Annotated in this window: 22 protein-coding genes; 18 read left to right on the top strand and 4 right to left on the bottom strand. The window is 28.7% G+C overall.

Annotated features, from left to right (window positions below; translation table 11 throughout):
• From ABGT36_RS12555 to ABGT36_RS12545, 3 genes are all read left to right on the top strand, one after another.
• Complete coding sequence (locus ABGT36_RS12555; RefSeq protein WP_346678280.1) at positions 1-1,482, top strand: glutamate synthase subunit beta; 1,482 nt, start codon at positions 1-3, stop codon at positions 1,480-1,482.
• 94 nt (positions 1,483-1,576) lie between these two features.
• On the top strand, positions 1,577-2,464 hold the full coding sequence (locus ABGT36_RS12550) for a PHP domain-containing protein (RefSeq protein ID WP_346678278.1): 888 nt from the start codon (positions 1,577-1,579) through the stop codon (positions 2,462-2,464).
• Between the two features lie 106 nt (positions 2,465-2,570).
• Positions 2,571-4,004, top strand: coding sequence for an LCP family protein (locus tag ABGT36_RS12545; protein WP_300082647.1), 1,434 nt, complete (start codon positions 2,571-2,573; stop codon positions 4,002-4,004).
• 38 nt (positions 4,005-4,042) lie between these two features.
• On the opposite strand, the gene ABGT36_RS12540 is transcribed toward ABGT36_RS12545, so the two are convergent.
• Positions 4,043-4,555, bottom strand: coding sequence for a ferritin (locus ABGT36_RS12540; RefSeq protein WP_346678276.1), 513 nt, complete (start codon positions 4,553-4,555; stop codon positions 4,043-4,045).
• 160 nt (positions 4,556-4,715) lie between these two features.
• Between ABGT36_RS12540 and cdaA the strand changes: the two genes are divergently transcribed.
• From cdaA to ABGT36_RS12465, 15 genes are all read left to right on the top strand, one after another.
• Entirely contained in the window at positions 4,716-5,525 is an 810-nt protein-coding gene (gene cdaA / locus ABGT36_RS12535; protein ID WP_087300956.1) for a diadenylate cyclase CdaA, read from the top strand.
• 1 nt (position 5,526) lies between these two features.
• Positions 5,527-6,951 (top strand): YbbR-like domain-containing protein, encoded by a 1,425-nt coding sequence (locus ABGT36_RS12530; RefSeq protein WP_087374706.1) that lies wholly within the window; start codon positions 5,527-5,529, stop codon positions 6,949-6,951.
• A gap of 14 nt (positions 6,952-6,965) precedes the next feature.
• Positions 6,966-8,318, top strand: a complete 1,353-nt coding sequence (gene glmM / locus ABGT36_RS12525) for a phosphoglucosamine mutase (RefSeq protein ID WP_087300962.1) — start codon at positions 6,966-6,968, stop codon at positions 8,316-8,318.
• Positions 8,319-8,394: 76 nt separating this feature from the next.
• The gene (locus ABGT36_RS12520) at positions 8,395-9,048 is read left to right on the top strand and encodes a response regulator transcription factor (protein WP_087300965.1); all 654 of its coding nucleotides are present in this window, start codon (positions 8,395-8,397) and stop codon (positions 9,046-9,048) included.
• Positions 9,048-10,364: a HAMP domain-containing sensor histidine kinase gene (locus ABGT36_RS12515; protein ID WP_087300968.1), complete on the top strand. Its 1,317-nt coding sequence runs from the start codon at positions 9,048-9,050 to the stop codon at positions 10,362-10,364. The genes ABGT36_RS12520 and ABGT36_RS12515 overlap by 1 nt, the downstream gene beginning before the upstream one ends.
• 164 nt (positions 10,365-10,528) lie before the next feature.
• Positions 10,529-11,005 carry an LURP-one-related/scramblase family protein gene (locus tag ABGT36_RS12510; protein ID WP_087300971.1) on the top strand — a complete coding sequence of 159 codons (477 nt, stop codon included), beginning with the start codon at positions 10,529-10,531 and terminating at the stop codon, positions 11,003-11,005.
• Positions 11,006-11,086: 81 nt separating this feature from the next.
• Positions 11,087-12,442, top strand: a complete 1,356-nt coding sequence (locus ABGT36_RS12505; RefSeq protein ID WP_346678272.1) for an MATE family efflux transporter — start codon at positions 11,087-11,089, stop codon at positions 12,440-12,442.
• A gap of 121 nt (positions 12,443-12,563) precedes the next feature.
• Positions 12,564-13,565, top strand: a complete 1,002-nt coding sequence (locus ABGT36_RS12500) for an anti sigma factor C-terminal domain-containing protein (protein WP_087300977.1) — start codon at positions 12,564-12,566, stop codon at positions 13,563-13,565.
• A 76-nt stretch (positions 13,566-13,641) separates the two neighbouring features.
• A complete protein-coding gene (locus ABGT36_RS12495; RefSeq protein WP_346678270.1) occupies positions 13,642-15,051 on the top strand; it encodes a 6-phospho-beta-glucosidase in 1,410 nt (469 codons plus the stop codon).
• Between the two features lie 238 nt (positions 15,052-15,289).
• Positions 15,290-15,805 carry a helix-turn-helix transcriptional regulator gene (locus tag ABGT36_RS12490; protein WP_346678268.1) on the top strand — a complete coding sequence of 172 codons (516 nt, stop codon included), beginning with the start codon at positions 15,290-15,292 and terminating at the stop codon, positions 15,803-15,805.
• A 368-nt stretch (positions 15,806-16,173) separates the two neighbouring features.
• On the top strand, positions 16,174-16,713 hold the full coding sequence (locus ABGT36_RS12485; RefSeq protein WP_346678267.1) for a DUF1697 domain-containing protein: 540 nt from the start codon (positions 16,174-16,176) through the stop codon (positions 16,711-16,713).
• 43 nt (positions 16,714-16,756) lie between these two features.
• Positions 16,757-17,422 carry a nucleotidyltransferase family protein gene (locus ABGT36_RS12480; protein WP_296883147.1) on the top strand — a complete coding sequence of 222 codons (666 nt, stop codon included), beginning with the start codon at positions 16,757-16,759 and terminating at the stop codon, positions 17,420-17,422.
• A 182-nt stretch (positions 17,423-17,604) separates the two neighbouring features.
• Entirely contained in the window at positions 17,605-18,186 is a 582-nt protein-coding gene (locus ABGT36_RS12475; protein WP_296883145.1) for a hypothetical protein, read from the top strand.
• An 84-nt stretch (positions 18,187-18,270) separates the two neighbouring features.
• On the top strand, positions 18,271-18,936 hold the full coding sequence (locus tag ABGT36_RS12470) for a LytTR family DNA-binding domain-containing protein (RefSeq protein ID WP_087303485.1): 666 nt from the start codon (positions 18,271-18,273) through the stop codon (positions 18,934-18,936).
• Positions 18,933-20,174: a GHKL domain-containing protein gene (locus ABGT36_RS12465; protein ID WP_346678264.1), complete on the top strand. Its 1,242-nt coding sequence runs from the start codon at positions 18,933-18,935 to the stop codon at positions 20,172-20,174. The genes ABGT36_RS12470 and ABGT36_RS12465 overlap by 4 nt, the downstream gene beginning before the upstream one ends.
• A 357-nt stretch (positions 20,175-20,531) precedes the next feature.
• Here the strand turns inward: ABGT36_RS12465 and ABGT36_RS12460 are convergent, their stop codons facing one another.
• The 3 genes from ABGT36_RS12460 to ABGT36_RS12450 are packed head-to-tail and all read right to left on the bottom strand — an operon-like array spanning position 20,532 to position 23,081.
• A complete protein-coding gene (locus ABGT36_RS12460; RefSeq protein WP_346678262.1) occupies positions 20,532-21,344 on the bottom strand; it encodes a hypothetical protein in 813 nt (270 codons plus the stop codon).
• An 11-nt stretch (positions 21,345-21,355) separates the two neighbouring features.
• Positions 21,356-22,396, bottom strand: coding sequence for a hypothetical protein (locus ABGT36_RS12455; protein ID WP_346678260.1), 1,041 nt, complete (start codon positions 22,394-22,396; stop codon positions 21,356-21,358).
• Entirely contained in the window at positions 22,374-23,081 is a 708-nt protein-coding gene (locus tag ABGT36_RS12450) for an ABC transporter ATP-binding protein (protein ID WP_300627847.1), read from the bottom strand. Before ABGT36_RS12450 ends, ABGT36_RS12455 begins: the two co-directional genes overlap by 23 nt.
• Positions 23,082-23,457: the final 376 nt, after the last annotated feature.

Below are 23,457 nucleotides of genomic sequence, written 5' to 3'. Positions count from 1 at the left end.
ATGGGAAAACCAACTGGATTTTTAGAAATAGAACGTAAGGTAAGTGAGGAAGTAGAACCTCAAAAGCGAATTTCAAATTTTAAAGAATTTCATATTCATTTAAATAAAGACCAACAAGCCTGTCAAGGAGCACGATGCATGGATTGTGGTGTACCATTTTGTCAATCAGGTAAAATGCTTGAGGGGATGGTTTCGGGTTGTCCGTTAAATAATTTGATACCAGAATGGAATGATCTGGTTTATCACAATAATTATAAACAGGCTTTATCTAGATTGTTGAAAACTAATAATTTTCCAGAATTTACTTCTCGTGTTTGCCCGGCTTTATGTGAAGCAGCTTGTACTTGTGGTTTAAATGGTGAGCCAGTAACAGTCAAAGAAAATGAGCATGGTATCATTGAAGATGCATATGAAAAAGGTTTAATCAAACCATGTCCACCAAAACAAAGAATCGATAAAAAAATTGCAATAATTGGTTCTGGGCCAGCAGGATTAGCTGCTGCTGATCAGCTAAATAAACGTGGTTATCAAGTTACTGTATATGAACGAGATGATCGTATTGGCGGTTTATTAATGTATGGAATTCCTAATATGAAGCTAGAAAAAGATGTTATTGACTGTCGAGTAGCAATAATGAAAGCTGAAGGGGTTACTTTTAAAACTAATTGTGGTATTGAAACTAAAGAACAGGTAAAAGAGCTGTTGAATCAATATGATCGTGTAATTTTAGCGTGTGGCTCAAGAAAAGCTCGTAATATTGACGTACCTGGTCGCCAAGGTAAAGGAATATATTATGCCGTTGATTATTTAACGATGGTAACAAAATCATTATTAAATAGTGATTTAAAAGATCAAAAATATGTAAATACTAAAGATAAAAATGTGTTAGTTATTGGTGGTGGTGATACTGGTAATGACTGTGTAGCCACAGCGATTCGTTTAGGATGTAAAAGTGTTATGCAATTAGAAATGATGCCAGAATTACCTGAAATCCGTAGTGAAGATAATCCATGGCCACAATGGCCACGAATTAAAAAGACTGATTATGGTCAAGAAGAAGCAATTGCCATTTTTGGTCATGATCCTCGTTGTTATCAAACAACAGTCAAAGAGTTTATCTTAGATAAAAAAGGTAACGTTAAACAGGCAATATTGATATCATTAGAACCAAAAGAAAATAAAGAAACTAAACGTGTAGAAATGGTACCAGTAAGCGGTAGTGAAAAAACTATTGATGTAGATTTAGTATTAATAGCGGCAGGATTTATTGGCTGTGAAGATCATGTAGCTAAAGCTTTTGGTATAAAAGTAGCGCCACGAGGAAATGTATTAAGTGATCAAAATTATCAAACTAATATTAAAAACTTATATGTTGCAGGTGATATGCGACGCGGACAATCTTTAGTAGTCTGGGCTATTAAAGAAGGTCGTGAAGTGGCACGTAGTGTTGATATTGATTTAATGGGATATAGTAATTTATAAACGGTACGCAAGTATCGTTTATTTTTTGTAAATTGGATTGTGAAATTTCATTAAACTGCGCTATAATTTTTTTAATGGAAATTGGGGTGGAAAAATGAAAAAGATTGATTTACATATTCATAGTAATTATTCAGATGGCAGCGATAATCCTGAAGATATTGTAAAAAAGGCTCATGATAAACAGCTTGATTTAATTGCTTTAACGGATCATAATACAATTGATGGTATTGATGAATTTAAACAGGCTTGTATTAAGTATCGCCAAAATGCTTTAGCCGGTATAGAAGTTTCAACGAATTATCAAGGACAAGAGATTCATTTGTTGGGTTATTTTAATTTAGAAAACGATTCTTTTGAATCGTTATCTAAATTAATTAGTGCTTATCAAAATATTAAAATAACTCAAAATGAAGCTATTTTGAATAAATTAAAAGAACAGTTTCCCGATGTATCAATAAGTGAATTTTATCATTTTTGTAAAGGAATAGCTAAAAAACAGAATTTAAATCGTGTTCATATTGCTAAATATATGGTGGCAAAGGGAATAGTTAGTGATATCAGTGGTGCGTTTAACAATTATATTGATGAAAAGGGACCTTTTTTTGTAAGTAAAAAGCCGATTTCTCTTTATGAAGCAATTAAGGTCGTTCATGAATCGAAAGGAATAGCTGTTATTGCTCATCTAGGTGAATATCATTTTTCTGTAGATGAAAAAAAGGTATTTATCAAAGATTGTCTTGATCATGGTATTGATGGTTTTGAATGTTATCATCCATTAAATCAAATTGAAGATATTAATTTATTAACTGGTTGTCAACAACAAAATCCTGCTCTTATTTTAACTGCTGGTTCTGATTATCATGGGACAAACAAGAAAAATAATTTTTTAGGAATTAGCTATGCTCTTAATTTATTACCAGAGCAAAAAGAACAATTTAATCAAATTACAACTAATGCATATAATTTTTTTATTAAATTATAGTAAAAAATAAGATGTCGTCTGCATAAATTGGTAATAGCAATTTTGACAAACCTAGTTTGTCATGATATGCTAAATAAGTATAATTGGCACATCATGGAGGGATTATATGAGCAAAAATATACGTAGTGTAAATAGAATGCGTAATTTAAAGAAAATCTTTAAAGATGTAAGAACGTATTTTATGATTTTATTGGCAGTTCCAATAGTCTGGTTAATTTATCAGATTGTAAGATATCGGATTTTGCCTACACGATACATTGTAATTATAGTAGCATTGTTGCTTATTTTATTTATTTTAATGGCACTAATGCAATATAAAAGTAAAAAGAAGCCAGTTAAAATTATTGGGAAAGTAATTATTATATTATTATGTATCGTACTATTTATCGGAAACTATACTTATATGCAAACTGTTGGTGTTTTTGGAAATGTTTCAACAACTGAAGATACTGATGTCGTTTCGGTTGTTGTTTTAAAAAATAGTTCTTATGAGTATATTGAAGATTTAAAAGGGAAAGTATTTTCTGCTTTAGCTACTAGTGACGAACATGTAGATAATATGCTTTCTACAATTAAAGCAACTAATGGCGAAACACCTAATGTAAGACGTTATTCTGGGGTTCTTACCTGGGTAAATGCTTTATACAGCGGTGAAGTTAGCTGTTTAGTTATGAATGAATCTTATCGTTCAATTATTGAAGATGATTATGAAAATTTCAGTGATGAAACAAGAGTTATTTATAGCAAAAATTATGTTACTGAAGTTGATACTACTACCAATACTGATTTAACTAAAAATACATTTAGTGTTTATATCAGTGGTATTGATACATATGGTACAATAAGTACTAAATCAAGATCTGACGTTAATATGATTGTTACTGTTAATCCAAATACAAAACAAATCTTATTGACAAGTATTCCACGTGATTATTATATTCCATTTAATGTTCTAGGTGGAGAACGTGATAAATTAACACACTCAGGTTTATATGGTGTAGAAGAAACAAAAGGTAATGTTGAAAATTATTTTGGTGTTAATATCGATTATTATGTTCGTGTTAACTTTACTAGTTTAATCGATATTGTTGATGCTATTGGTGGTATCGAAGTTGATAATCCAAGGGCATTTGGTGAATTTAGCCAAGGAACAATTCATTTAAATGGAACTCAGGCTTTAGCCTTTTCTCGTGAAAGACATGCATTTGCAGAAGGTGATAAAGAACGTGGTCGTAATCAAATGCGAGTAATTACTGGAATTATTAATAAAGTTATTTCACCATCAATCATTACTAATTATATGAGTCTATTGAATTCATTGCATTCTTCATTCCAAACTAACTTGACAGATGATCAAATGATTAGTTTACTTAGAATGCAGATTAATGATATGAGTGCATGGAATATTGAAAGTATTAGTGTTGATGGAAATGGTAATACATTATATTCACCAATTTATGGTTCAAGTTTATACATGATGGTCCCAGATGATGCCTCTGTTGAAACTGCTAAACAAAAAATTAACCAATTATATCAATAATAAAAAAGCTGCAAGAATTTTCTTGCAGTTTTGTGTTTTTATAGAGTTAAAGACGGTACTGAATATACGCGTTGTTTTAATTCATTATCTAACATATATAATCCTTTAGAGTCATTACCAAAAAGATCATATTTATTGATCATGTCATGAGCATTTGTTTCTTCTTCACATTGCTCTTTGATAAACCAATCTAAAAATTGCATTGAGCGATAATCTTTGATAGTAAAGGCTGCATCATAAATTGCATGAATTAAACTGGTTACATATTCTTCATGTTGTAAAGCAAAAATAAGAGGATCTTTTAATTCTTTACATTTTTTGTCTGGTTTTGCAATTGCTTCTAAACTTACAGAGACATTATTATTTTGCAAGTATTGAATAAATAACATTGCATGATCCCTTTCTTCTTGAGCTTGGATTTGATACCAGTTTGCAAAACCGTCCAATCCTTTATCTTTGTAGAAATTAGCAAAATCTAAATATAGATATGCTGAGTAGAATTCTTTATTAACCTGGTCATTTAATAATTCAATTACTTTTTTATCTAACATATTCATTCCTCCTTATAGATAGTATAACTCTACACTTAAAAAAGTTAAATATTATATTAAGGATTTATTTATGTCGATTAAACAATCTTAATTCTTAGATAAAGGGTTTTTATTTTAAATATGATAATGGTATAATGGTATAGAAAGTAGGTGATTACCAGTGCTATCAATTTCAGCATTTACATTTAGTTTAAATTCATTTTTTAATTTGATTAGAACGATTATTGATTTATTGTTAGTTTGGTATGTTATTTATTTATTGATTTCAATGTTGAAGCAAAATATGAGAACGATGCAATTGTTTAAGGGCGTTCTTTTAATCCTGATATTAAAATTATTTACTAGTCTTTTTGGATTAAGTGCAATGGACTATCTGGTTGATACTGTATTGACTTGGGGAGTTGTCGCTGTAATAATTGTTTTTCAGCCAGAAATCAGAGGACTGTTGGAAAAAATTGGCCAGACAAAATTGGATATAAAACAAAATAATATTTCTGATGATGAAAAGGAGCGATTAATGGATGAATTAGTATCCGCAATTACTAAATTATCAGAAGATCAAACAGGTGCATTAATAACTTTTGAAAGAGGACAATCATTAATTGATTATATTAATACTGGAACAAGAATTAATGCTGATATTAAGTCGGAGTTATTTTTAACAATTTTTTGGGAAGGAACACCACTACATGATGGTGCGACAATAATTAAAGGTGATCGAATCGTATGTGCAGCAGCTTTTTATCCACCAACTAATCAGGAATTAAGTCCATTATATGGGGCAAGACATCGAGCTGCTTTAGGTATTAGCGAAATAACTGATTCTTTAACGGTTGTGGTCTCTGAAGAAACTGGAACGATTTCTTTTGCTACTGATGGGAAATTGCGAAAAATTCCTCGTAAAGAATTAAGAGCTAATTTAGTTAATGAATTAGATTGGTTTAATTCTAAAGATAAGGATGGTGAGTAAAATGCCAAAAAAAGAAAATCCTAAAAATCCTTTGAAGAAAGATTCAACTACTGATTTCTTTTTAAATTTTATTACACGCCAAAAGTCAGAGCAAAAAAAGGACGAAAGTAAACAAACAACTAAATTAAAAAATGTTGATGATAATCTTAAAGTAACAGATAAAGCATATCGGGCAGTATATCATATTTTAAATTCATTAAATGCATTTTTAGATCGAATGTTGCAATCTAATTTATCGATAAAAGTATTATCATTTATGTTGGCAATAATTTTACTGTTAACAATAAATGGTAGCATTACTAATATATTTACGGCACCAAATGGTGGTGATTATTTATATGATGTACCAATTAAAGTGGAAGGATTACAAAGTGATTATGATGTAGTAGGATTACCAGAAACAGTCAATGTTGCCTTGGTAGGACCTTCTCTGGATATATATACTACCAAGATTTCTGGTAATTATGAAGTTATTGCTGATTTTTCAACATTAGGAGAAGGGGAACATACTATCGAGTTAAAGAGCGAAGGGTTTCCTAATGATTTACAAGTTATGATTGTTCCTCAAACAGTAACTGTGCGAATAACGCAGAAAGTAACTAAAACATTTGAATTAGGCTATGATTTTATAAATGAAGACAAGATGGATGAAAAATACTCAGTATCGGTAGAATCAATGGAACATAATGCAGTTGAAGTTCAAGGGTCTCAAGATGATATTGATCGAATTAATAGTGTTATGGCAACTATTGATTTAGATGGAGTTAATAAAAATTTTGAACAGGACGCTAGAATTCATGCTTATGATCGTAGCGGTGAAGAGGTGGATGTTGAAATCATTCCTAAAACTGTTAAGGTTAATTGCAGTGTTTCTTCTTATAGTAAAGAAGTTCCGATTACACCCACTTATACTGGACAATTTGCAAGTGGATATGGGTTAGAAAATATTACGCTATCAAAAGACAGAGTTAGAATTTATGGTAAAGAGGAATTATTAAATAGTATTAATGAAGTTCATGTTGAAATTGATATTTCTAATGTTAGTAGTAATAAAACATACGAAAGATTACAAATAACAGGAACTGAGAATATTAATAAAATGGATTTTGATACAATTGATGCCCAAATTCAAGTTGGGTCAACGACAACAACGACAATTAGTGATATTCCAATTAATGTCATTAATAACGAAAATAACTACAAGGTTAATTTTGCAAGTGGTCAAGATAAGGCTTCTGTAATAGTAGAGGGTACTAGCAATATGCTTGCAGGTCTGACAAGTAGTGATTTTAATGTGACAATTGATTTGGAAAACTTGAAAAGTGGCAGAAATACTGTTAAAGTAAATTTAAGCTTGAATAAAGGATATCTAACTGGTAGATTGACATCTCCAGAAAGAATAACAATTACCTTAGAAAGACAATAGGAGGAAAGAAGAAAATGGGTAAGTATTTTGGAACAGATGGATTTAGAGGGGAAGCTAATGTTGATTTGACAGTCGAACATGCTTATAAAGTGGGGCGCTATCTAGGATGGTACTACTCACAAAATGGCAATCGTGCTAAAGTAGTTATTGGTAAAGATACACGTAGAAGTTCTTATATGTTAGAGTATGCACTAGTATCTGGATTAACTGCTAGTGGTGCAGATGCTTATTTATTACATGTTACAACAACTCCTTCAGTATCATATGTAGTTACAAGTGATGGATTTGATTGTGGAATTATGATTTCAGCATCACACAATCCTTATTATGATAATGGAATCAAAATCTTAGATTCAAATGGATATAAGATGGATGCTAAAGTTGAAAATTTAATTGAACAATATATTGATGGTTTAAGTGATGAAATACCACTTGCCACTAAAGATCAAATTGGTTGTGCATTAGATTATTCAATGGGAAGAAACCGTTATATTGGCTATTTAATGTCAATTCCTACAAGAGCTTTTAGAAACTATCGAGTTGGTTTAGATTGTGCTAATGGTGCAAGTAGTGCAATTGCTAAAAGTGTATTTGATGCTTTAGGAGCAAAAACTTATGTAATTAATAGTGATCCTGACGGATTGAATATTAATACAAATTGTGGCTCTACTCATATTGAAGTACTACAACAATATGTAAAAGAAAATGCTTTAGATATTGGATTTGCTTATGATGGGGATGCCGATCGTTGTATTTGTGTTGATGAATTTGGTCGTGTTATTGATGGTGATTTAATCTTATATATTTGCGGTAAATATTTAAAAGAACATGGTGAACTTGCAAATGACACTGTTGTAACAACAGTAATGTCTAATTTAGGTTTATACAAAGCCTTTGATAAAGAAGGTATTAAATATGAAAAAACTGCTGTTGGTGATAAATATGTAAATGAAAACATGGTTAAAAACGGTCATGTTTTAGGTGGTGAACAATCTGGACATATTATTTTCTCTAAACATGCAACTACAGGAGATGGAATTTTAACTTCTTTAAAAGTAATGGAAGCTGTTATTGAAAGTAAAAGAACTGTTGCTCAATTAGCAGATCCAGTAACTATTTATCCGCAGTTAATGAAAAATGTACCTGTTCGTGATAAAAAAGAGGCTCAAGAAGATCCTGATGTAAGAGCTGTTATCGCTGAAGTTGAGGCTGATTTAGGTGATAATGGACGAGTATTAGTTCGTGAAAGTGGAACAGAACCAGTGGTTCGAGTAATGGTTGAAGCTGATAGCGATGAAAAATGTTTAGTCAATGTTAATAAAATTGTCGATAAAATGAAGGAAAAAGGATTCGTTATCAAAAGATAAAAAAACATAATATCACATAATATTGCCATACAATATGGCAATATTTCATATTATATTAAAAAGTGAGGTGAAATACATGCAATTTAGAATTAATATTATTGATGATGAAAAGAATTTGAATGATTTAGTACGAACATATTTAGAAAAAGAAGGCTATATTGTTTATTCATTTTATACGTATGATGAAGCTTTGATGCATAAAGATGACGATGTCCATTTATGGTTAATTGATATAATGCTTGATCGAGCAAGTGGTTTTGAACTATTTAATGAAATTAAAGAATGTCGTCCAAAGATGCCGATAATCTTCATGTCAGCACGTGATCAAGAATTTGATCGGATTATAGGTTTGGAAAAAGGTTCTGATGACTATATTACAAAGCCATTTAATATAAAAGAAGTTATTTTAAGAATTAACAATTTAATCAAGCGATCATATGATGATCCATCAAAAATTAAAATGGATGGATATGATATTGATCTTGAAAAAAGAAGAGTCTTTTATAATGGTGAAGAGATAGTTTTAACAACAAAAGAATATGATTTGTTGGTATATTTTATTAATAATAAAGGGCTTGCTATTTCAAGGGAACAGGTACTTAGTAAAGTATGGGATGAAAATTATTTTGGAAGTGACCGTGTAGTAGATGATACATTAAGAAGGCTAAGAAAGAAAATGCCAGAAATTAATGTACGTACTATTTACGGCTTTGGTTATCGATTAGACTAATGTTAAAACGATATTCATTGCAACGGCAATTAATTATTATATTTGGTTTATTTGCTATTGCTGTTGTTATTATCTTAGTTCCGTTAATTAATAAGAATTTAACGGAATTAATAGATAAACAAATGTATGAAACTTTAGAAATGGCACAAAACCGATATATATACTATGACTATGTGCCAATCGAGAGTACTACTACTAAGCAGATTTATCATATGAAATATTATCCCAATGAAGAAACATTGGTACACTCTAGCAATATGTCTAATAGTGAAGCAAAGGCTTTATACAATGTTTTTGCAAAGGACTTGGCAAGAATGATTAATTCTAATAAGAGTACGTTACATGATAAGGGTACTGATTTAGGAGGAGAAACTATTTATTATTTAATTACTGAAAATAGTGATATTTATTTTATTTCATTAGTGTATAGCGATTATTCTACTGATTTAGTTTCTGGTGTTCAGCAGCAAATTATTAATATTATGTATATTGCTCTAGCAATCGTTGGAATAGTAATTTTTGTGTGGGTTAGCAGCTTAATAAAACCATTACGACAAATTACTAAATATATTGAAAATATTAGCAAAGATAAAGATAGTGAATTAAAGATTGAGCGTAGTGATGAAATTGGAATTGTTTCTAGTTCTTTAATTGCGATGAAAGAAGAAATTGACAAGCAAAATAAAATTAAAGAAGAGATGATACATAATATTTCACATGATTTAAAAACACCGATTGCCTTGATAAAATCATATTCTCAAAGTGTAAAGGATGATATTTATCCATATGGTGATAAGAATTCGTCAATGGATGTTATTATAGAAAACGCCGAGCGTTTGGATAATAAAGTTCGTAGTTTATTATATTTAAATCGATTAGATTTTATAAGTGGACAAAATACTGATGCTGAAGTTGATATGAAAGAATTAATAGAGCATATTGTTCTACAGTTACAAGGAATGCATCCGGAAATTAAAATTGAAACAGATTTAGCTTTTGTTTCTTTTAAAGGTGATAACGAATGCTGGCGAATTTGTGTAGAGAACATAATTGAAAATGCTTTTAGATATGTAAAAAGTTATATTAAAATAATGTTAAAAGCAGATTATTTAGAAATATATAATGATGGAGAACCAATAGAAACCGATGATATCGATGCTCTTTTCCAACCGTATGAAAAGGGAACTAAAGGGCAATTTGGTTTAGGTTTATCAATTGTTTATAAGACTTGTACAATGTATGGTTATAATGTAACAGCTGTTAATCATGAAACCGGAGTTAGCTTTATAATTACTAAAAAAGAAAATCAAAACTAGTTATAATGTTTAAAAATTGTTTTATTAGGAAGCATGGTTTTAAAAATCACGCTTCTTTTTTGTATAATAAAATAATTTTTAAAGTTAAGATAAATTTAGAAATGTTTTATGGAAGAAAAAAATGGATATGGTAGAATGTTATTAAGGTTATGGGAGGATATTATATGAAATTATTATTTAAACAAAGATTTTTTTCATGGCTCGATAGTTATGATATTTATGATGAAAATAATAATGTGGTATTTGAAGTTAAGGGCGAGTTAAGCTGGGGACATAAATTAAAAATATATGATAAAAACGGAATACATATTGGAACTGTTAAAGAAGAAATTTTTGCTTTTTTATCAAAATTTAATTTATATTTGTATGATCAATATGTTGGGCAAATAAAAAAAGAACTTACTTTTTTTAAACCATCATTTATTTTAGATTGTAACAATTGGCATGTGGAAGGAAATTTTTTTGAATGGGATTATCAGATTATTGATAATTCTGAAAATGTTGTCGCCATAATAAATAAACAGTTATTTAATCTTACAGATACTTATCAATTAGAAATTTTTAATCCTGATGATGCTATTTATGTTTTAATGATTGCTCTAGCAATTGATGCTCAAAAGTGTTCGCGTGATAGAAATTAAACTGGTTTTCCAGTTTTTTCTTTTGAAAAATATTAGAAAATTTGTCATCTAGGTTTATAATATTAAAAGAAGGTGAAAAAAATGGGGAAAGTAGAAAATAATTTTGCTGTTGGCAGTGTTTCTAAACATATTATAAACTTAGCAGTACCAATGATTGTCGCTCAGCTGATTAATGTTTTATATAATGTTGTTGATCGTATTTATATTGGACGGATTCCTGGTGAAGCAACACTAGCAATGGGTGGACTTGGCTTATGTTTACCTTTAATATCCATCATTAATGCTTTTGCCAATTTATTTGGTATGGGTGGAGCACCACTTTGTTCGATCGCTAGAGGACGCGGAGATAATGAAGAAGCTGAAAAAATAATGGGTAATTCTTTTATGCTATTAATTATCTTTAGTGTTGTATTAATGGTAGTCGGTTTTATTTTTAAAGAAGATTTATTGTGGCTTTTTGGTGCAAGTGCTAATACCATCGGTTATGCAAATGACTATATGACAATTTATTTACTAGGAACTTTATTTGTTTTAATTGGATTAGGGATGAATAGCTTTATTAATAGTCAAGGCTTTGCAAAAATTGGAATGTTGACAGTTTTGTTAGGAGCTGTAACTAATATTATTTTAGATCCGATTTTTATTTTTGGTTTTGATTTAGGCGTTCAAGGAGCAGCCATCGCTACTGTTATTTCACAGTTTGTTTCTGCCCTTTGGACATTACAGTTTTTGACAAGTAAAAAGACGATCTTAAAAATAAAAAGAAGCTGTTTAAAACTTAAATATAATTATGTTATAAGAATTGTTTCTTTAGGAATGGCTGGATTTATGATGGCAATTACTAATTCCATTGTTTCCATAGTTTGTAATGCTACTTTACAGCAATATGGTGGTGATTTATATATTGCGATTATGACGATTATAAATTCATTACGAGAAGTAGCATCACTACCTGGACAAGGAGTAGCAAATGCCTGTCAACCGGTATTAGGATATAATTATGGAGCTCAAAAGTATGATCGGGTTTTACAAGGAATCAAATTTGTTACCATAGCAGCATTATCAATGATGCTAATATTATGGGTGGCAATAACAATTTTTCCTGAAATTTTTATTAGAATTTTTAGTAATAATCAAGAAGTAATTGTTGATGGAATGCGGGCATTACGTCTATATTTCTTTGGCTTTTTTATGATGTCTTTTCAAATGACTGGTCAAGCTGTGGCAGTTGGTTTAGGTAAATCAAAACAAGCTATCTTCTTTTCAATATTTAGGAAAGTTATTATCGTTGCGCCACTAACAATAATTCTACCAATGTTTATTGGTATCGATGGAGTATTTATTGCTGAAGCAATCAGTAATTTTATTGGTGGTGGTGCTTGTTATATTACAATGTGGTTAACCATTGGTAAGAGTTTAAAACATAAAACAGAATAATATCAATAGTGCATAAAATACGAATAGTCTTTTATGCATTTTTTATATTAAATCTAAAAGATAACCTGTATAATTATAAGTAGATAGGGACACATAAAAATATTTAATAGGAGGGAAGGATATGAAAACAAAACTGAAAAAACATAAGATACTAATTACGATAATAATAATCTGTGTTGTTATCGCGGGCTATTTTGGCACTGACTGGTTATTTAAACAAACGTACTATAATCCATTTTTAATCGATGATATTGTTGATAACAGTGACGAAAGTGTAACACAGTATGGTTTTGATGTTTTAATGGCTACTTACATTAATATGTATTTTCCAGGAAAGCTATATTATCCAATAGAATGCAGTGATGAAGGTTTTGGCAGATATCAAATTAAAGCTAAAGTTCAGGAAATTTTTGATCCATTATATGGGGACAATGTTGATAATATTACTTTTACAATAAAACGTTCTAAATTAACAGTTGATAGTGAGCAAATTCTTCTTAGTAGAGTGGTTTATGAATATTTAGATATAAATGAAACTGACTTAGATGAATATACTGCTTCATTATATGAACAATGGACAACTAGAGATTATAGTGATATTCAAGATTTACCAGAATCTGCTTATCTTGATGTTTCGTTGACTTTTTCTAAATATAAAAATGCTCAAGAAGTAGTAGATTTTATCAATAGTTATGATAATTCTTCTTTTGTCTGGCTAGCATTAGATACTGAGACTGGTGATCAAACAGCAGCTGGTGTTTCAATATATGATGCTGTTAGACATGGACTAAAAGATAGTTTTAAAAAAGAGTATCCGTCTTTTTATCTAGATGAAGAGTATACTGCCGATATGTTACAAGAAAATGTTTTATCTAGATTAAAGGTGTTAATTGATCATAGTGATTTTATTGATTTAATAAAACAAAGTGATTTATATTATGATACTATGGCAGCAAACAAAGGAATTAAGCAAAGATATCAGGATATTAAAGAAAATGGACTTCAAGTAATAGGAATTCGCGGTTATGTTAAAAAAAGTGATTTACTTAATATGATTAATAGTGGTGAAATTTACTATGGCTATGTAAATGATGTCAAAATGTCTAGATTGCAAAGAAAATAAATATTTCGTATTGTGAAAAAAACTAAATGAATTAAAGATAAATGCTAGAATTTAAGTTAGTTTTGGAGGTACGAAGATGAAATTAAAGAAAGACTTTTTATGGGGCGGAGCTACTGCAGCTAATCAGTATGAAGGTGGTTATAATGAAGGTGGCCGTGGTTTAAGTATCAACGATGTAGAAATGGGTGCCCGCCATGGTGTCGCTAGAGAAATTCATGATTATATTCATGAAGACGCATATTATCCTAGTCATGAAGCAACAGATTTTTATCATCGTTATAAAGAAGATATCAAGCTTTTTGCTAAGATGGGATTTAAATGCTTTAGAATGTCAATTTCATGGTCAAGAATTTTCCCACGTGGTGATGAAGAAACTCCTAATGAAGAGGGATTAGAGTTTTATGATCGTGTTTTTGATGAATTGTTGAAATATGGAATTGAACCAGTAGTTACATTATCACATTACGAAACACCACTTACTTTAGTAAAAGAATATGGTTCTTGGCGTAATCGTAAATTAGTTGACTTTTTTGAACGTTATTGTAAAACAGTTTTTATTCGTTATAAAGATAAAGTAAAATACTGGATGACATTTAATGAAGTAAATGGCTGCTTAGAAGTTCCACGTCCATGGCATCAAGCCGGAATAATCTATCAAGAAGGGGAAGAACATTATCAAACAATCTTACAAGCTAGTCATCATATGTTTGTTGCAAGTGCCAAAGCAGTTATTGCTGGTCATGAAATCAATCCTGATTTTAAAATTGGTTGTATGTTGATTTATCCAACAACGTATGCAGCTACTTGTAATCCTGAAGATCAAATTTTAATGCGTGATATAATGAATAATACCTATTATTATGGAGATGTTCATGTTCGTGGTCGTTATACTAATACATGTACTTCTGTATGGCATAAACATAATGTTACTATTAAAATGGAACCTGGTGATGAAGAATTATTAGCTAAAGGTAAAGTTGATTATATTGGTTTTAGTTATTATTTTTCTGGAATTGCTGGCAATAATGCGGAAGAAATTGAAGGTAATGTATTAAAGGGTGGTCGTAATCCTTATTTGAAAATGACTGATTGGGGTTGGCAAATTGATCCTTTAGGACTTAGAACAGCTTTAAATGAATTATACGATCGTTATCAAGTGCCATTATTCATTGTTGAAAATGGAATGGGAGCAATTGATACAGTTGAAGCTGATGGTTCTATTAATGATGATTATCGAATTGAATATTTAAGAGAACATATCAAGGCATTTAAAGATGCTGTTGAAATTGACGAAGTTGATTTAATGGGTTATACTCCTTGGGGATGCATTGATTTAGTAAGTGCTGGAACTGGTGAAATGCGTAAACGTTATGGCTTCATCTATGTTGATAAAGATGATGAAGGAAAAGGAACGCTAGAACGTCGACCAAAGAAGAGTTTTTATTGGTATAAAGAAGTTATTGAATCTAATGGTGAGAAACTGTAATGAACTTTCATTACAGTTTTTTGATGAAAATTATAGTTATAAAAAAGTATAAGTGAAATTGCGGTATCTAATTATAAAGTAAAAGCCTGATGCAATGCAACTTTCAGCTTGATAGAGAGATTGAAAACATGTAAGTTCTAGAATTTTATACAATAATAACAGATGTTAATTTGCATTGCTTGTGGCAACGACTGTTTTGATGTTTAATAGATGTATCAAAACAAAGGAGGCACAGGTTATGTTAAATGAAAATATTAGAAATTTGCGGAAAGCCAAGGGACTTTCGCAAGAAGAGCTGGCTATAAAGCTAAATGTAGTAAGGCAAACAGTATCTAAATGGGAAAAAGGGTTATCGGTTCCTGATTCAAGTTTGCTTGTCTTATTAGCAGAAGAATTTGATACTTCTGTAAGTACTCTGCTTGGAGAAACTATACATGAAGAAAGTTTGAATGAGGGAAGTTTAAAGAATATTTCTGAAAAACTTGAAGTTATCAATCTTCAGCTTGCGAAAAGAAATGAAATGAGAGTTCGAACAATTCGTTGTTTGTTCATTACAGTGTGTGTAATCATTGTAGTAGTATTTATTGCTTTTGCAGGTATTAATAGTGAATATTTGACTTGGAATTTTAACGACCCTGAGTTGGCAATTGTAGGCACTCTATTGCATGGCTTTGAATTTTTGTTTGTAAGATTAGCGCCATTGGTTTTTATTGGTTCTTTAATTGGAATTGTATATACATATAGAAAACGATAATGGGAATATGGATGCGAAGCAATGTTATGCTATAGAGCATCTGGAACGTTTATTTTACAAGGATTTGAGATGGCAAAAATGTTATACCTATATTATCCAAATGAGCGCTATATTGCATAAAGGGAAAGCTTGAATACTTTCTTGTTGAAATACATAATTACATGTTACTAGCAACATGTAGATAGTGTGCTTAATGAGAAATATGTGTGATATCTGTAATGATACCTGTTTGCTAGGAAACTATGAATAGGACGTGAAATTTGGATATTATGAATATAAAAATCCGCAAAAGACAATTATACATTTAACGATTATGTTATACTTGCAGGGAATTAGAGTGAGATTTTATAATAGAGGTAATTATTAAAGTGGAAAAATATATAGCTTTTTTGCGAGGAATCAATGTAGGTGGTAAAAATAAGGTTCCAATGGCAGAATTAAAAAAAGAGTTTGAAAAATGGGGATTTACGGAAGTAAAAACATATTTAAATAGTGGTAATGTTATTTTTTTAAGTGCAAAAGATGATTTGGGGTATTTAAAAGAACAAATTGAGGTAAAATTAGAAGCTAGTTTTGGTTTTGAAATTCCGGTTTTGGTTATTACAAAAGCAAGACTTGAAGATATTTTAAATCATGCACCTGATTGGTGGGGAACTGACAATAAAGAAATTTATGATAATCTTATTTTTATTTTAGCTCCGGCTACATTTTCAAAAGTATATGATGAAATTGGTGAACCTAAAAAAGAATTGGAAAAGATTGAAAATTATGATAATGTAATTTTCTGGTCTTTTAATAGGAAGGAGTACCGAAAAACAAACTGGTGGCAAAAAACAGCCAGTATTGATATCAGTAATAGATTAACGATAAGAACAGCAAATACTATTAAAAAAATAGTTAAAATGTAATAGTTTTTGAATTTCTAATATATGAAAGGTGAGGTGATTAAAAATGATTGATATAGATATCTGGATGAAATATTTCTTGAAAGCATTGGATGAAACATTTAAACAACGGGTATGGTTTGTTGGGATTCAGGGAAGTTATGCTCGAGGTGAAGCAACTGAAAATAGTGATATTGACATGGTGGTAATACTTGATGAATTGACGATTAATGATCTTCAAATTTATGATAGAATGCTGGATACTTTATCATATCGTGAATTAATATGTGGTTTTCTTTCTGGAAAAGGTGAACTGATGAATTGGGATGCTGCCGATCTTTTCCAATTTTATTATGATACTAAGCCGATAAAAGGTAGCCTTGATGATTTATTGGTATTGATTGATGATACTGCATTAAATAGAGCAATTAAAACAGGTGTATGCAATATTTATCATGGATGTGTACATAATATGTTGTATGATAAAAGTGAAGATATTTTAAAGGGGTTATATAAAGCAGCATCTTTTGTTGTTCAAGCAATTTATTTTAAACAAACAGGTCATTATATTAGACAGCAAAGTGAATTATTAGAAATTGTTTTATCTGAAGAACGTATTATTGTTGATACTTTTTTAACGATAAAAAATGGTGGAGTTATTGATTTTAAAGAAATGTCAAACATATTATTTACATGGAGCCAAAAATGGCTCATAAATATGAATAATTTATAATATTATATTTTAAGATTGAAGTATATAGGCTAGTGTCTTTAATACTTCTTTTTTTATGGCGATTTTTATCATTTTAACAAGAAAAAAGTCATAATTTGCTAAAATCCTATTTTCACGCTATAATATAAAAAAGTATATTTACTAACAAATAATCTAATAACATGGGAAAGGGAATTAATACAATGACTATATTATTAGAAGAAATGGTTAAGATTATTATTATAGCAGCGATGCTTCAAATAGTTCATCTATTGGATGATAATAAAAATAAAATTATGATTATTAGTGTAATTAGTATTATTATTAATTATTTTCTATTATCAATGGACCTAACTAAAAATACTGTTGGATATGTAGCGTTTTATCCCGTTAATATTTTAATAATTGCTACAATGTGTAAAGAACTTAATAAAGGGCTATTTTATGGAATTTGTTATTATTTTATTCAGCCGATAATTTCTGTTGCTATTCTTTATTTAAATGTTTGTATGAATATGCAGTTTTCTTCATTAGCGAGTTATATAATAACTTTATTAAGTGCTGGTATCTTAGCAGGAGTTCATTATTTAAAATTAGTGCGTTATCGAGGGAATCTAATTGTTTTATTTTTATTAAACACAGTTGCTTTATTAATATCTATGTATTATGGATATTGTTTAATGAGTAATTATGTTATGTTAAGTGAAGTATTTTATTATGGATTAATAATCTTAGTAATTTGGATAGTTTTAAATAAGTTATTATGCCGCAACCAGCATATTTAATATAAATGGTTTTGAAATGGGAGCTGTAATAATTATAGATAGATTATTACAGCTATTTTTATGATAAATATGGAGGACGATAGTGTGATTAAAATAGGGATAATTGATGATCAGCCAAATTGGCTAACAGTAATCAATGATAAATTAAAAACACATTATCAGGGGTTATCATTATTTTTATATCGTTCGGTTAAAGAAATAGATCGTGATTTGGATTTTATTTTGTTGGACATTGATATGCCTGATGTTGATGGAATTGAATTTTCTAAAAAGAATCTTGATACTAAAATTGTTTTTATTACTAATTATGATACACGAATTAAAGAAGCGTTTGGACCAAATGTTTATGGATATATTTCTAAAAGCAACTTAGAAAATGAGTTATATAATAAAGTTGATGAAATGATAACATTAATTAAAGATAATTATACGGTTAGTTTTAATGTTCATGGTCAAGAAACATTGGTTAGAATTAATGATATTATTTATTGCCAGTTTTTAGGGGGACGAATTGTTTCGATTGTTTATAAAAATAAAAGTTTAATGATAAAAAATGTGACATTAAAAAAAGTAAGAGAGAAATTAGATAATCGTTTTATAAAGATTAATCGGGATACAATTATAAACCAAAATAAAATTATTGATTTTCAAAATGATAATGTTTATTTAGAAGGGGTTAATAGTCGTTTTGAAGTAAGTGTTCGTAATCGTACTTTGATAAAACGAATCTTTTTTGGAAAATACAGATGATTGCTAATTTATTAGAGTATTTATTTTGTTTAGTCTATGTGATTTCTCTTACCTTTGTTTTAATGTTTTTGTCTAAAAGAAAAATTGCGTTTAAAAAGATTCTATGTTTAGGATTTTTTTATTCGATCATAAATTATTTATTGACAGGAACAAATTCTTTAGTTTTACAAGAATATATGGTTTCTAATACATGTATTTGGGCATTTGATTTTGTTTATGTTAGTTGTCTGTTAGGAAAGTTTGTAAAGAAGAATGCTTTTTATAGTTCAGTTTTTAATGTAGCTTATATTTTTAGTATTAATGCATATATTCATTTAAGTAATTTGTTTTTTGGCTTTAATCGAGCATTGGCGATGTCATGTTCATGGCAAAGAATAGTTATGGTTTTTTCAGTTAATATTTTAGCGATAGTTTTATTGATAGTGTTAAAGCGTTTAAAAATTTTACCAGGTGAAAAACTTTTAGACCATCAAGCTAATTTATTTATTATATTTAATTTCTTTGTGTTATATGCATTAATGATAATTTTTATTATTGGTGTTGAAAGTTTGTATGATCTAAATGCGTTTATTGTTGTTGCCTTGTTAGTTATTTGGATCTTGTTTTTAAAAGTATTATCGTTATATATTGAAACAACGATAAAAAATGAGGATTTGTTGATGGCTAAGATGGCAAATCAGTATATTTCAAAATATATTGATTTTTATCGTCAGGAAAGTGAAAATTTAAGAAAGATTCGTCATGATTTAAAAAATCATCAGATGATTTTAGAAAGTATTGATAAGGAAAAGAAATACCAGCAATATATTGATGAAGTATTTACTGATGTTGAAAATAGTGATTTTGTAATTAGTGGTAATATTTTTGTTGATTCATGTTTATTTGTCAAAAAGCAAGAATATCCACAAATTGATTTTGCTTATGATTTATCAATTAAGGAGTTAGTTTTTAATGATAAAGACTTAATGTCTTTATTGTTCAATTTAATTGACAATGCTTGTAAAGAAGCGATGATGACAGATTGTAAGGTTGATATCATAGTAAGTTATCAAAATGATATTTTAGTTATTCGTGTAACTAATACAGTACGTCAAAAGCCTAATTTTATTGTTAATAAAGGCGAAGAACATGGATTGGGCTTAAAGATTATTAATAGTATTGTAAATAAATATAATGGGGTAATATTTATCGATTATCCTGATGATAAGATTGTTTTTAATATAAAAATTAACGTTTGATGCAAAAAAACGACGCTTAGTGAAATATTGCCATAATAATTATTAATTTGTGATATATTATTATTAAAGGATGGTTATAGTAATAATCATTTTTGAATTAGTGTGGGAGAATCTTATTATTTAAATATTAATCAGGAAAGGAAAGGGGAAAGATAGATTATTATCCAGGATATTTAAAAAATAAGTATATATACAAGTTATAAATTGTATATAAAGTGGGGCATAGGAAGTTTAATTATAAGCAGTAAAATATAATATGTGGAGAAGTTAATTATTATATAAAATGTTTTGACTTCATTATTTCATCAAAGCAAATATAGCCAGGGTTATCCTGGCTATGTTTGCGTTATTTTTTAATTATTTAAAATATTTTATTTTGGTAAAGTATATAACTATAAATATGATAATATTAATACCAATACAACTAATTAATAGCTTTACTAAATTTAATAATAACAATTGATTAACAGTTATAAATGATAAATAGTTTATCTTAATTGTGGCAAACATTGAACTAGTTTGATAAATAGTATGAGGATTTGTAAAGCCGCCAATCAATGAATAAATAAGATAAAAGATTATCATTGGTAATATTGCTGTTATAATGATAATTATAAAATTTATTATTAATTTTGATAAAAAGATTTTTTTATAACTATATCCTAAACAAAATAAATAATTACTTGTTTGTTCTTGAAATTCAACTAAGATAATATTTAAACTAGAAAAGATGATAATAACAATTACAACATATTTTAAAAATCCATCATATAAATTAATTAACCAGTTACCACCGCTATTATCATCAGGGTTAATTTGATATTTTAATTGATAATTTCGATAATCAATATTACTTTGACTATCATAATCTAGATCTGTTATCATTCCTTGATTATAACTATCAATTTCATTATAGTTTTGATAAATATCCTGCCAGGATATGTTTCCGGTTATTCTTTGATAGCTAAGCATAATTTCATCATTTAAATTCTGATTTGTTTGCAGTTGTGTTTTAGCATTGTTTTGCTGCTTTGTAACATAACTTGGATGATAATAGTTAAATGAATAAAGCATATGGATCAATAAAATAAGAGAGATAACTATTGCTATTGCTAGATAGAGGGTATTATGACATGCTTTAATTGCTTCAAATTTAATTAGTTTTTTCATAATCGCTTACCTCAAAATAGCTTTTTAGAAATATAAATACAAAAGTATCCTAAAATAACTATGCCAATAAAATAACTTACTAAAGTTAAAGGACTATATCCATAAGTAATTAGAGCATGACTATTATCAAAAACAAACGGAATTAGATTACTGTGATATGTATAATCTAAACTAAAAAAATAGACGGCAGGAACAATACCAATAAAACCACTTATTAAAAGTGAAATCCATTTATTTTTTACAATGTAGATAAACAGCATTCCTAAAGTTGTATAAAACGCGATTTTAACTGCTGCTACTATTAATACTAAAGGTAAATACAGATAAAAGCTGATTATTGTTTGACTTGCATCATTGATATTTAGATAATTAGTTACAATTGGATATCTAAAATCACCAACACCACCAATTATTGTTCCAATGATAAAGGCAGTAATAACAGTCGATAATAATATTACAATATTAATAATAAATGCAGTTATCCATTTAGATTGTAATAATCTGTTTTTAGGATATGGTAATGTCATGTAATAATTATATGTAACTGGCTTAAGATAAAAAACTAAGCAACTAATAAGTAAAGTAATTAATGGCATTAATATCAAAATGATAATACTTGTAGTTTGATAGATGCTACTAACACCATTAATTGATTCTAATTTATTGTAGCTAGTATTAATCATATTCATCGTATCAATATTATTTTCAATTAAGTACTGATTAAAGCTATTTTCATTTTGATAATACTGTCTAGTTTCATTGCTACCAACTGTATGATTACTTAAATAATATTCATTTTCCTTAATTTTCGTCTCTAAATAAAGATTACTATCGTTATTTTTTCGAGCTCGATAAAAATCTCTTTCAATTTCATAAAATTCATCATCATTTTCAATTTGTTCAATTTCATATGAACTTGTCAGATAATTTAGGGAAACTTGTTCAAAATCATTCATCATAATTAGATACCAACTAGTAATAATGATCATTAATGCGATGATTATCAGATATTTTTTCCGTTGGATTAATTCAAATTTGATTAGTTTCTTCATTATTGATCATCTCCCGGTATAAAGCTTCAATATCATCATGATCATTTTTTACTTCACCAATAATCTTACCTTTGTGAATGAAAACAAAACGATCAGCAACTACTTCTAGTTCTTTTAAAATATGGCTGGATATTAATATTGCAGCTCCAGCTTCTTTTTCTTTAATAATTCGATTTCTAAATTTAATCACATTATCAAAATCCAAGCCATTAATTGGTTCATCTAATAAATATAATTTTGATTTATTCATAAAAGCCATTGCTAGTGCTACTTCCTGTTTCATTCCCAAAGATAGTTTTCTATTTTTTAATTTAATATCTTTGCCAAAATCGATATATTCAAAAGCTTCTAGCACATCATCTTTACTAAGATTTCTTAAATCACCATTAGCTTCAATCTGTTGTTTAACAGTTAAATTAGGATAGAGTGACGGTCCTTCGATAATGACACTCATAACTTTTAAAACATCTTCACGATTTTTAGTAACATCAAGATCAAGAACTTTAATTGTGCCACTATCAATATTAATTAACTGACAAATAGCTTTCATTAAGGTACTTTTACCAGAACCATTTTTTCCAATTAAACCAACAATTTCACCTTGATTTACATTCATATTTATATCTTTTAATACCTGTTTATTTTTATAACTTTTATTAACATTTTCTATTCTTAAAATTTCCATAATTAACCTCTAAACTTATCATGTATAAAATGTGTAGTTTTAAAACAAGCAGTTTTACATTTTATCTATTATTAATCACTTTTTTCAAATTCAATGAAACAATTTTCTTTGTTTTTTACCATTTCACTTTCAATATCAAATCTAAAACTGTTACCAATATCTTGAAAATTGTAATAATTAGCAGTATAGATACATTCAGATTGGCTGAATTATTCTTATAATTTTCAAAAACGAAGGTATACTGTATATTTCTTTGGGATTGGTAATGCAACAAGTTTAATTTTTAGATTTATTTTTGATTCGGGAGTAGTCAAATCGATATCAAAACTAATAGTTTTATAAGATGTAATAATATTGAAGTGAGTAAATAGGAAAA

The sequence above is a fragment of the Erysipelatoclostridium sp. An173 genome, from assembly GCF_963931465.1.
In the GTDB taxonomy this organism is placed as follows: domain Bacteria; phylum Bacillota_I; class Bacilli_A; order Erysipelotrichales; family Coprobacillaceae; genus Thomasclavelia; species Thomasclavelia merdavium.
The sequence above is the reverse complement of the archived record's forward strand: the minus strand, read 5'-3'. Positions and strand labels throughout refer to the sequence as shown.

Bases quoted from the DNA above. Each gene is read 5' to 3' on its own strand.
- ABGT36_RS12555 (WP_346678280.1), top strand. From the start codon at position 1: ATGGGAAAACCAACTGGATTTTTAGAAATAGAACGTAAGGTAAGTGAG.
- ABGT36_RS12550 (WP_346678278.1), top strand. From the start codon at position 1,577: ATGAAAAAGATTGATTTACATATTCATAGTAATTATTCAGATGGCAGC.
- ABGT36_RS12545 (WP_300082647.1), top strand. From the start codon at position 2,571: ATGAGCAAAAATATACGTAGTGTAAATAGAATGCGTAATTTAAAGAAA.
- ABGT36_RS12540 (WP_346678276.1), bottom strand. From the start codon at position 4,555: ATGTTAGATAAAAAAGTAATTGAATTATTAAATGACCAGGTTAATAAA.
- ABGT36_RS12530 (WP_087374706.1), top strand. From the start codon at position 5,527: ATGCCAAAAAAAGAAAATCCTAAAAATCCTTTGAAGAAAGATTCAACT.
- glmM (WP_087300962.1), top strand. From the start codon at position 6,966: ATGGGTAAGTATTTTGGAACAGATGGATTTAGAGGGGAAGCTAATGTT.
- ABGT36_RS12520 (WP_087300965.1), top strand. From the start codon at position 8,395: ATGCAATTTAGAATTAATATTATTGATGATGAAAAGAATTTGAATGAT.
- ABGT36_RS12515 (WP_087300968.1), top strand. From the start codon at position 9,048: ATGTTAAAACGATATTCATTGCAACGGCAATTAATTATTATATTTGGT.
- ABGT36_RS12510 (WP_087300971.1), top strand. From the start codon at position 10,529: ATGAAATTATTATTTAAACAAAGATTTTTTTCATGGCTCGATAGTTAT.
- ABGT36_RS12505 (WP_346678272.1), top strand. From the start codon at position 11,087: ATGGGGAAAGTAGAAAATAATTTTGCTGTTGGCAGTGTTTCTAAACAT.
- ABGT36_RS12500 (WP_087300977.1), top strand. From the start codon at position 12,564: ATGAAAACAAAACTGAAAAAACATAAGATACTAATTACGATAATAATA.
- ABGT36_RS12495 (WP_346678270.1), top strand. From the start codon at position 13,642: ATGAAATTAAAGAAAGACTTTTTATGGGGCGGAGCTACTGCAGCTAAT.
- ABGT36_RS12490 (WP_346678268.1), top strand. From the start codon at position 15,290: ATGTTAAATGAAAATATTAGAAATTTGCGGAAAGCCAAGGGACTTTCG.
- ABGT36_RS12480 (WP_296883147.1), top strand. From the start codon at position 16,757: ATGATTGATATAGATATCTGGATGAAATATTTCTTGAAAGCATTGGAT.
- ABGT36_RS12475 (WP_296883145.1), top strand. From the start codon at position 17,605: ATGACTATATTATTAGAAGAAATGGTTAAGATTATTATTATAGCAGCG.
- ABGT36_RS12465 (WP_346678264.1), top strand. From the start codon at position 18,933: ATGATTGCTAATTTATTAGAGTATTTATTTTGTTTAGTCTATGTGATT.
- ABGT36_RS12460 (WP_346678262.1), bottom strand. From the start codon at position 21,344: ATGAAAAAACTAATTAAATTTGAAGCAATTAAAGCATGTCATAATACC.
- ABGT36_RS12455 (WP_346678260.1), bottom strand. From the start codon at position 22,396: ATGAAGAAACTAATCAAATTTGAATTAATCCAACGGAAAAAATATCTG.
- ABGT36_RS12450 (WP_300627847.1), bottom strand. From the start codon at position 23,081: ATGGAAATTTTAAGAATAGAAAATGTTAATAAAAGTTATAAAAATAAA.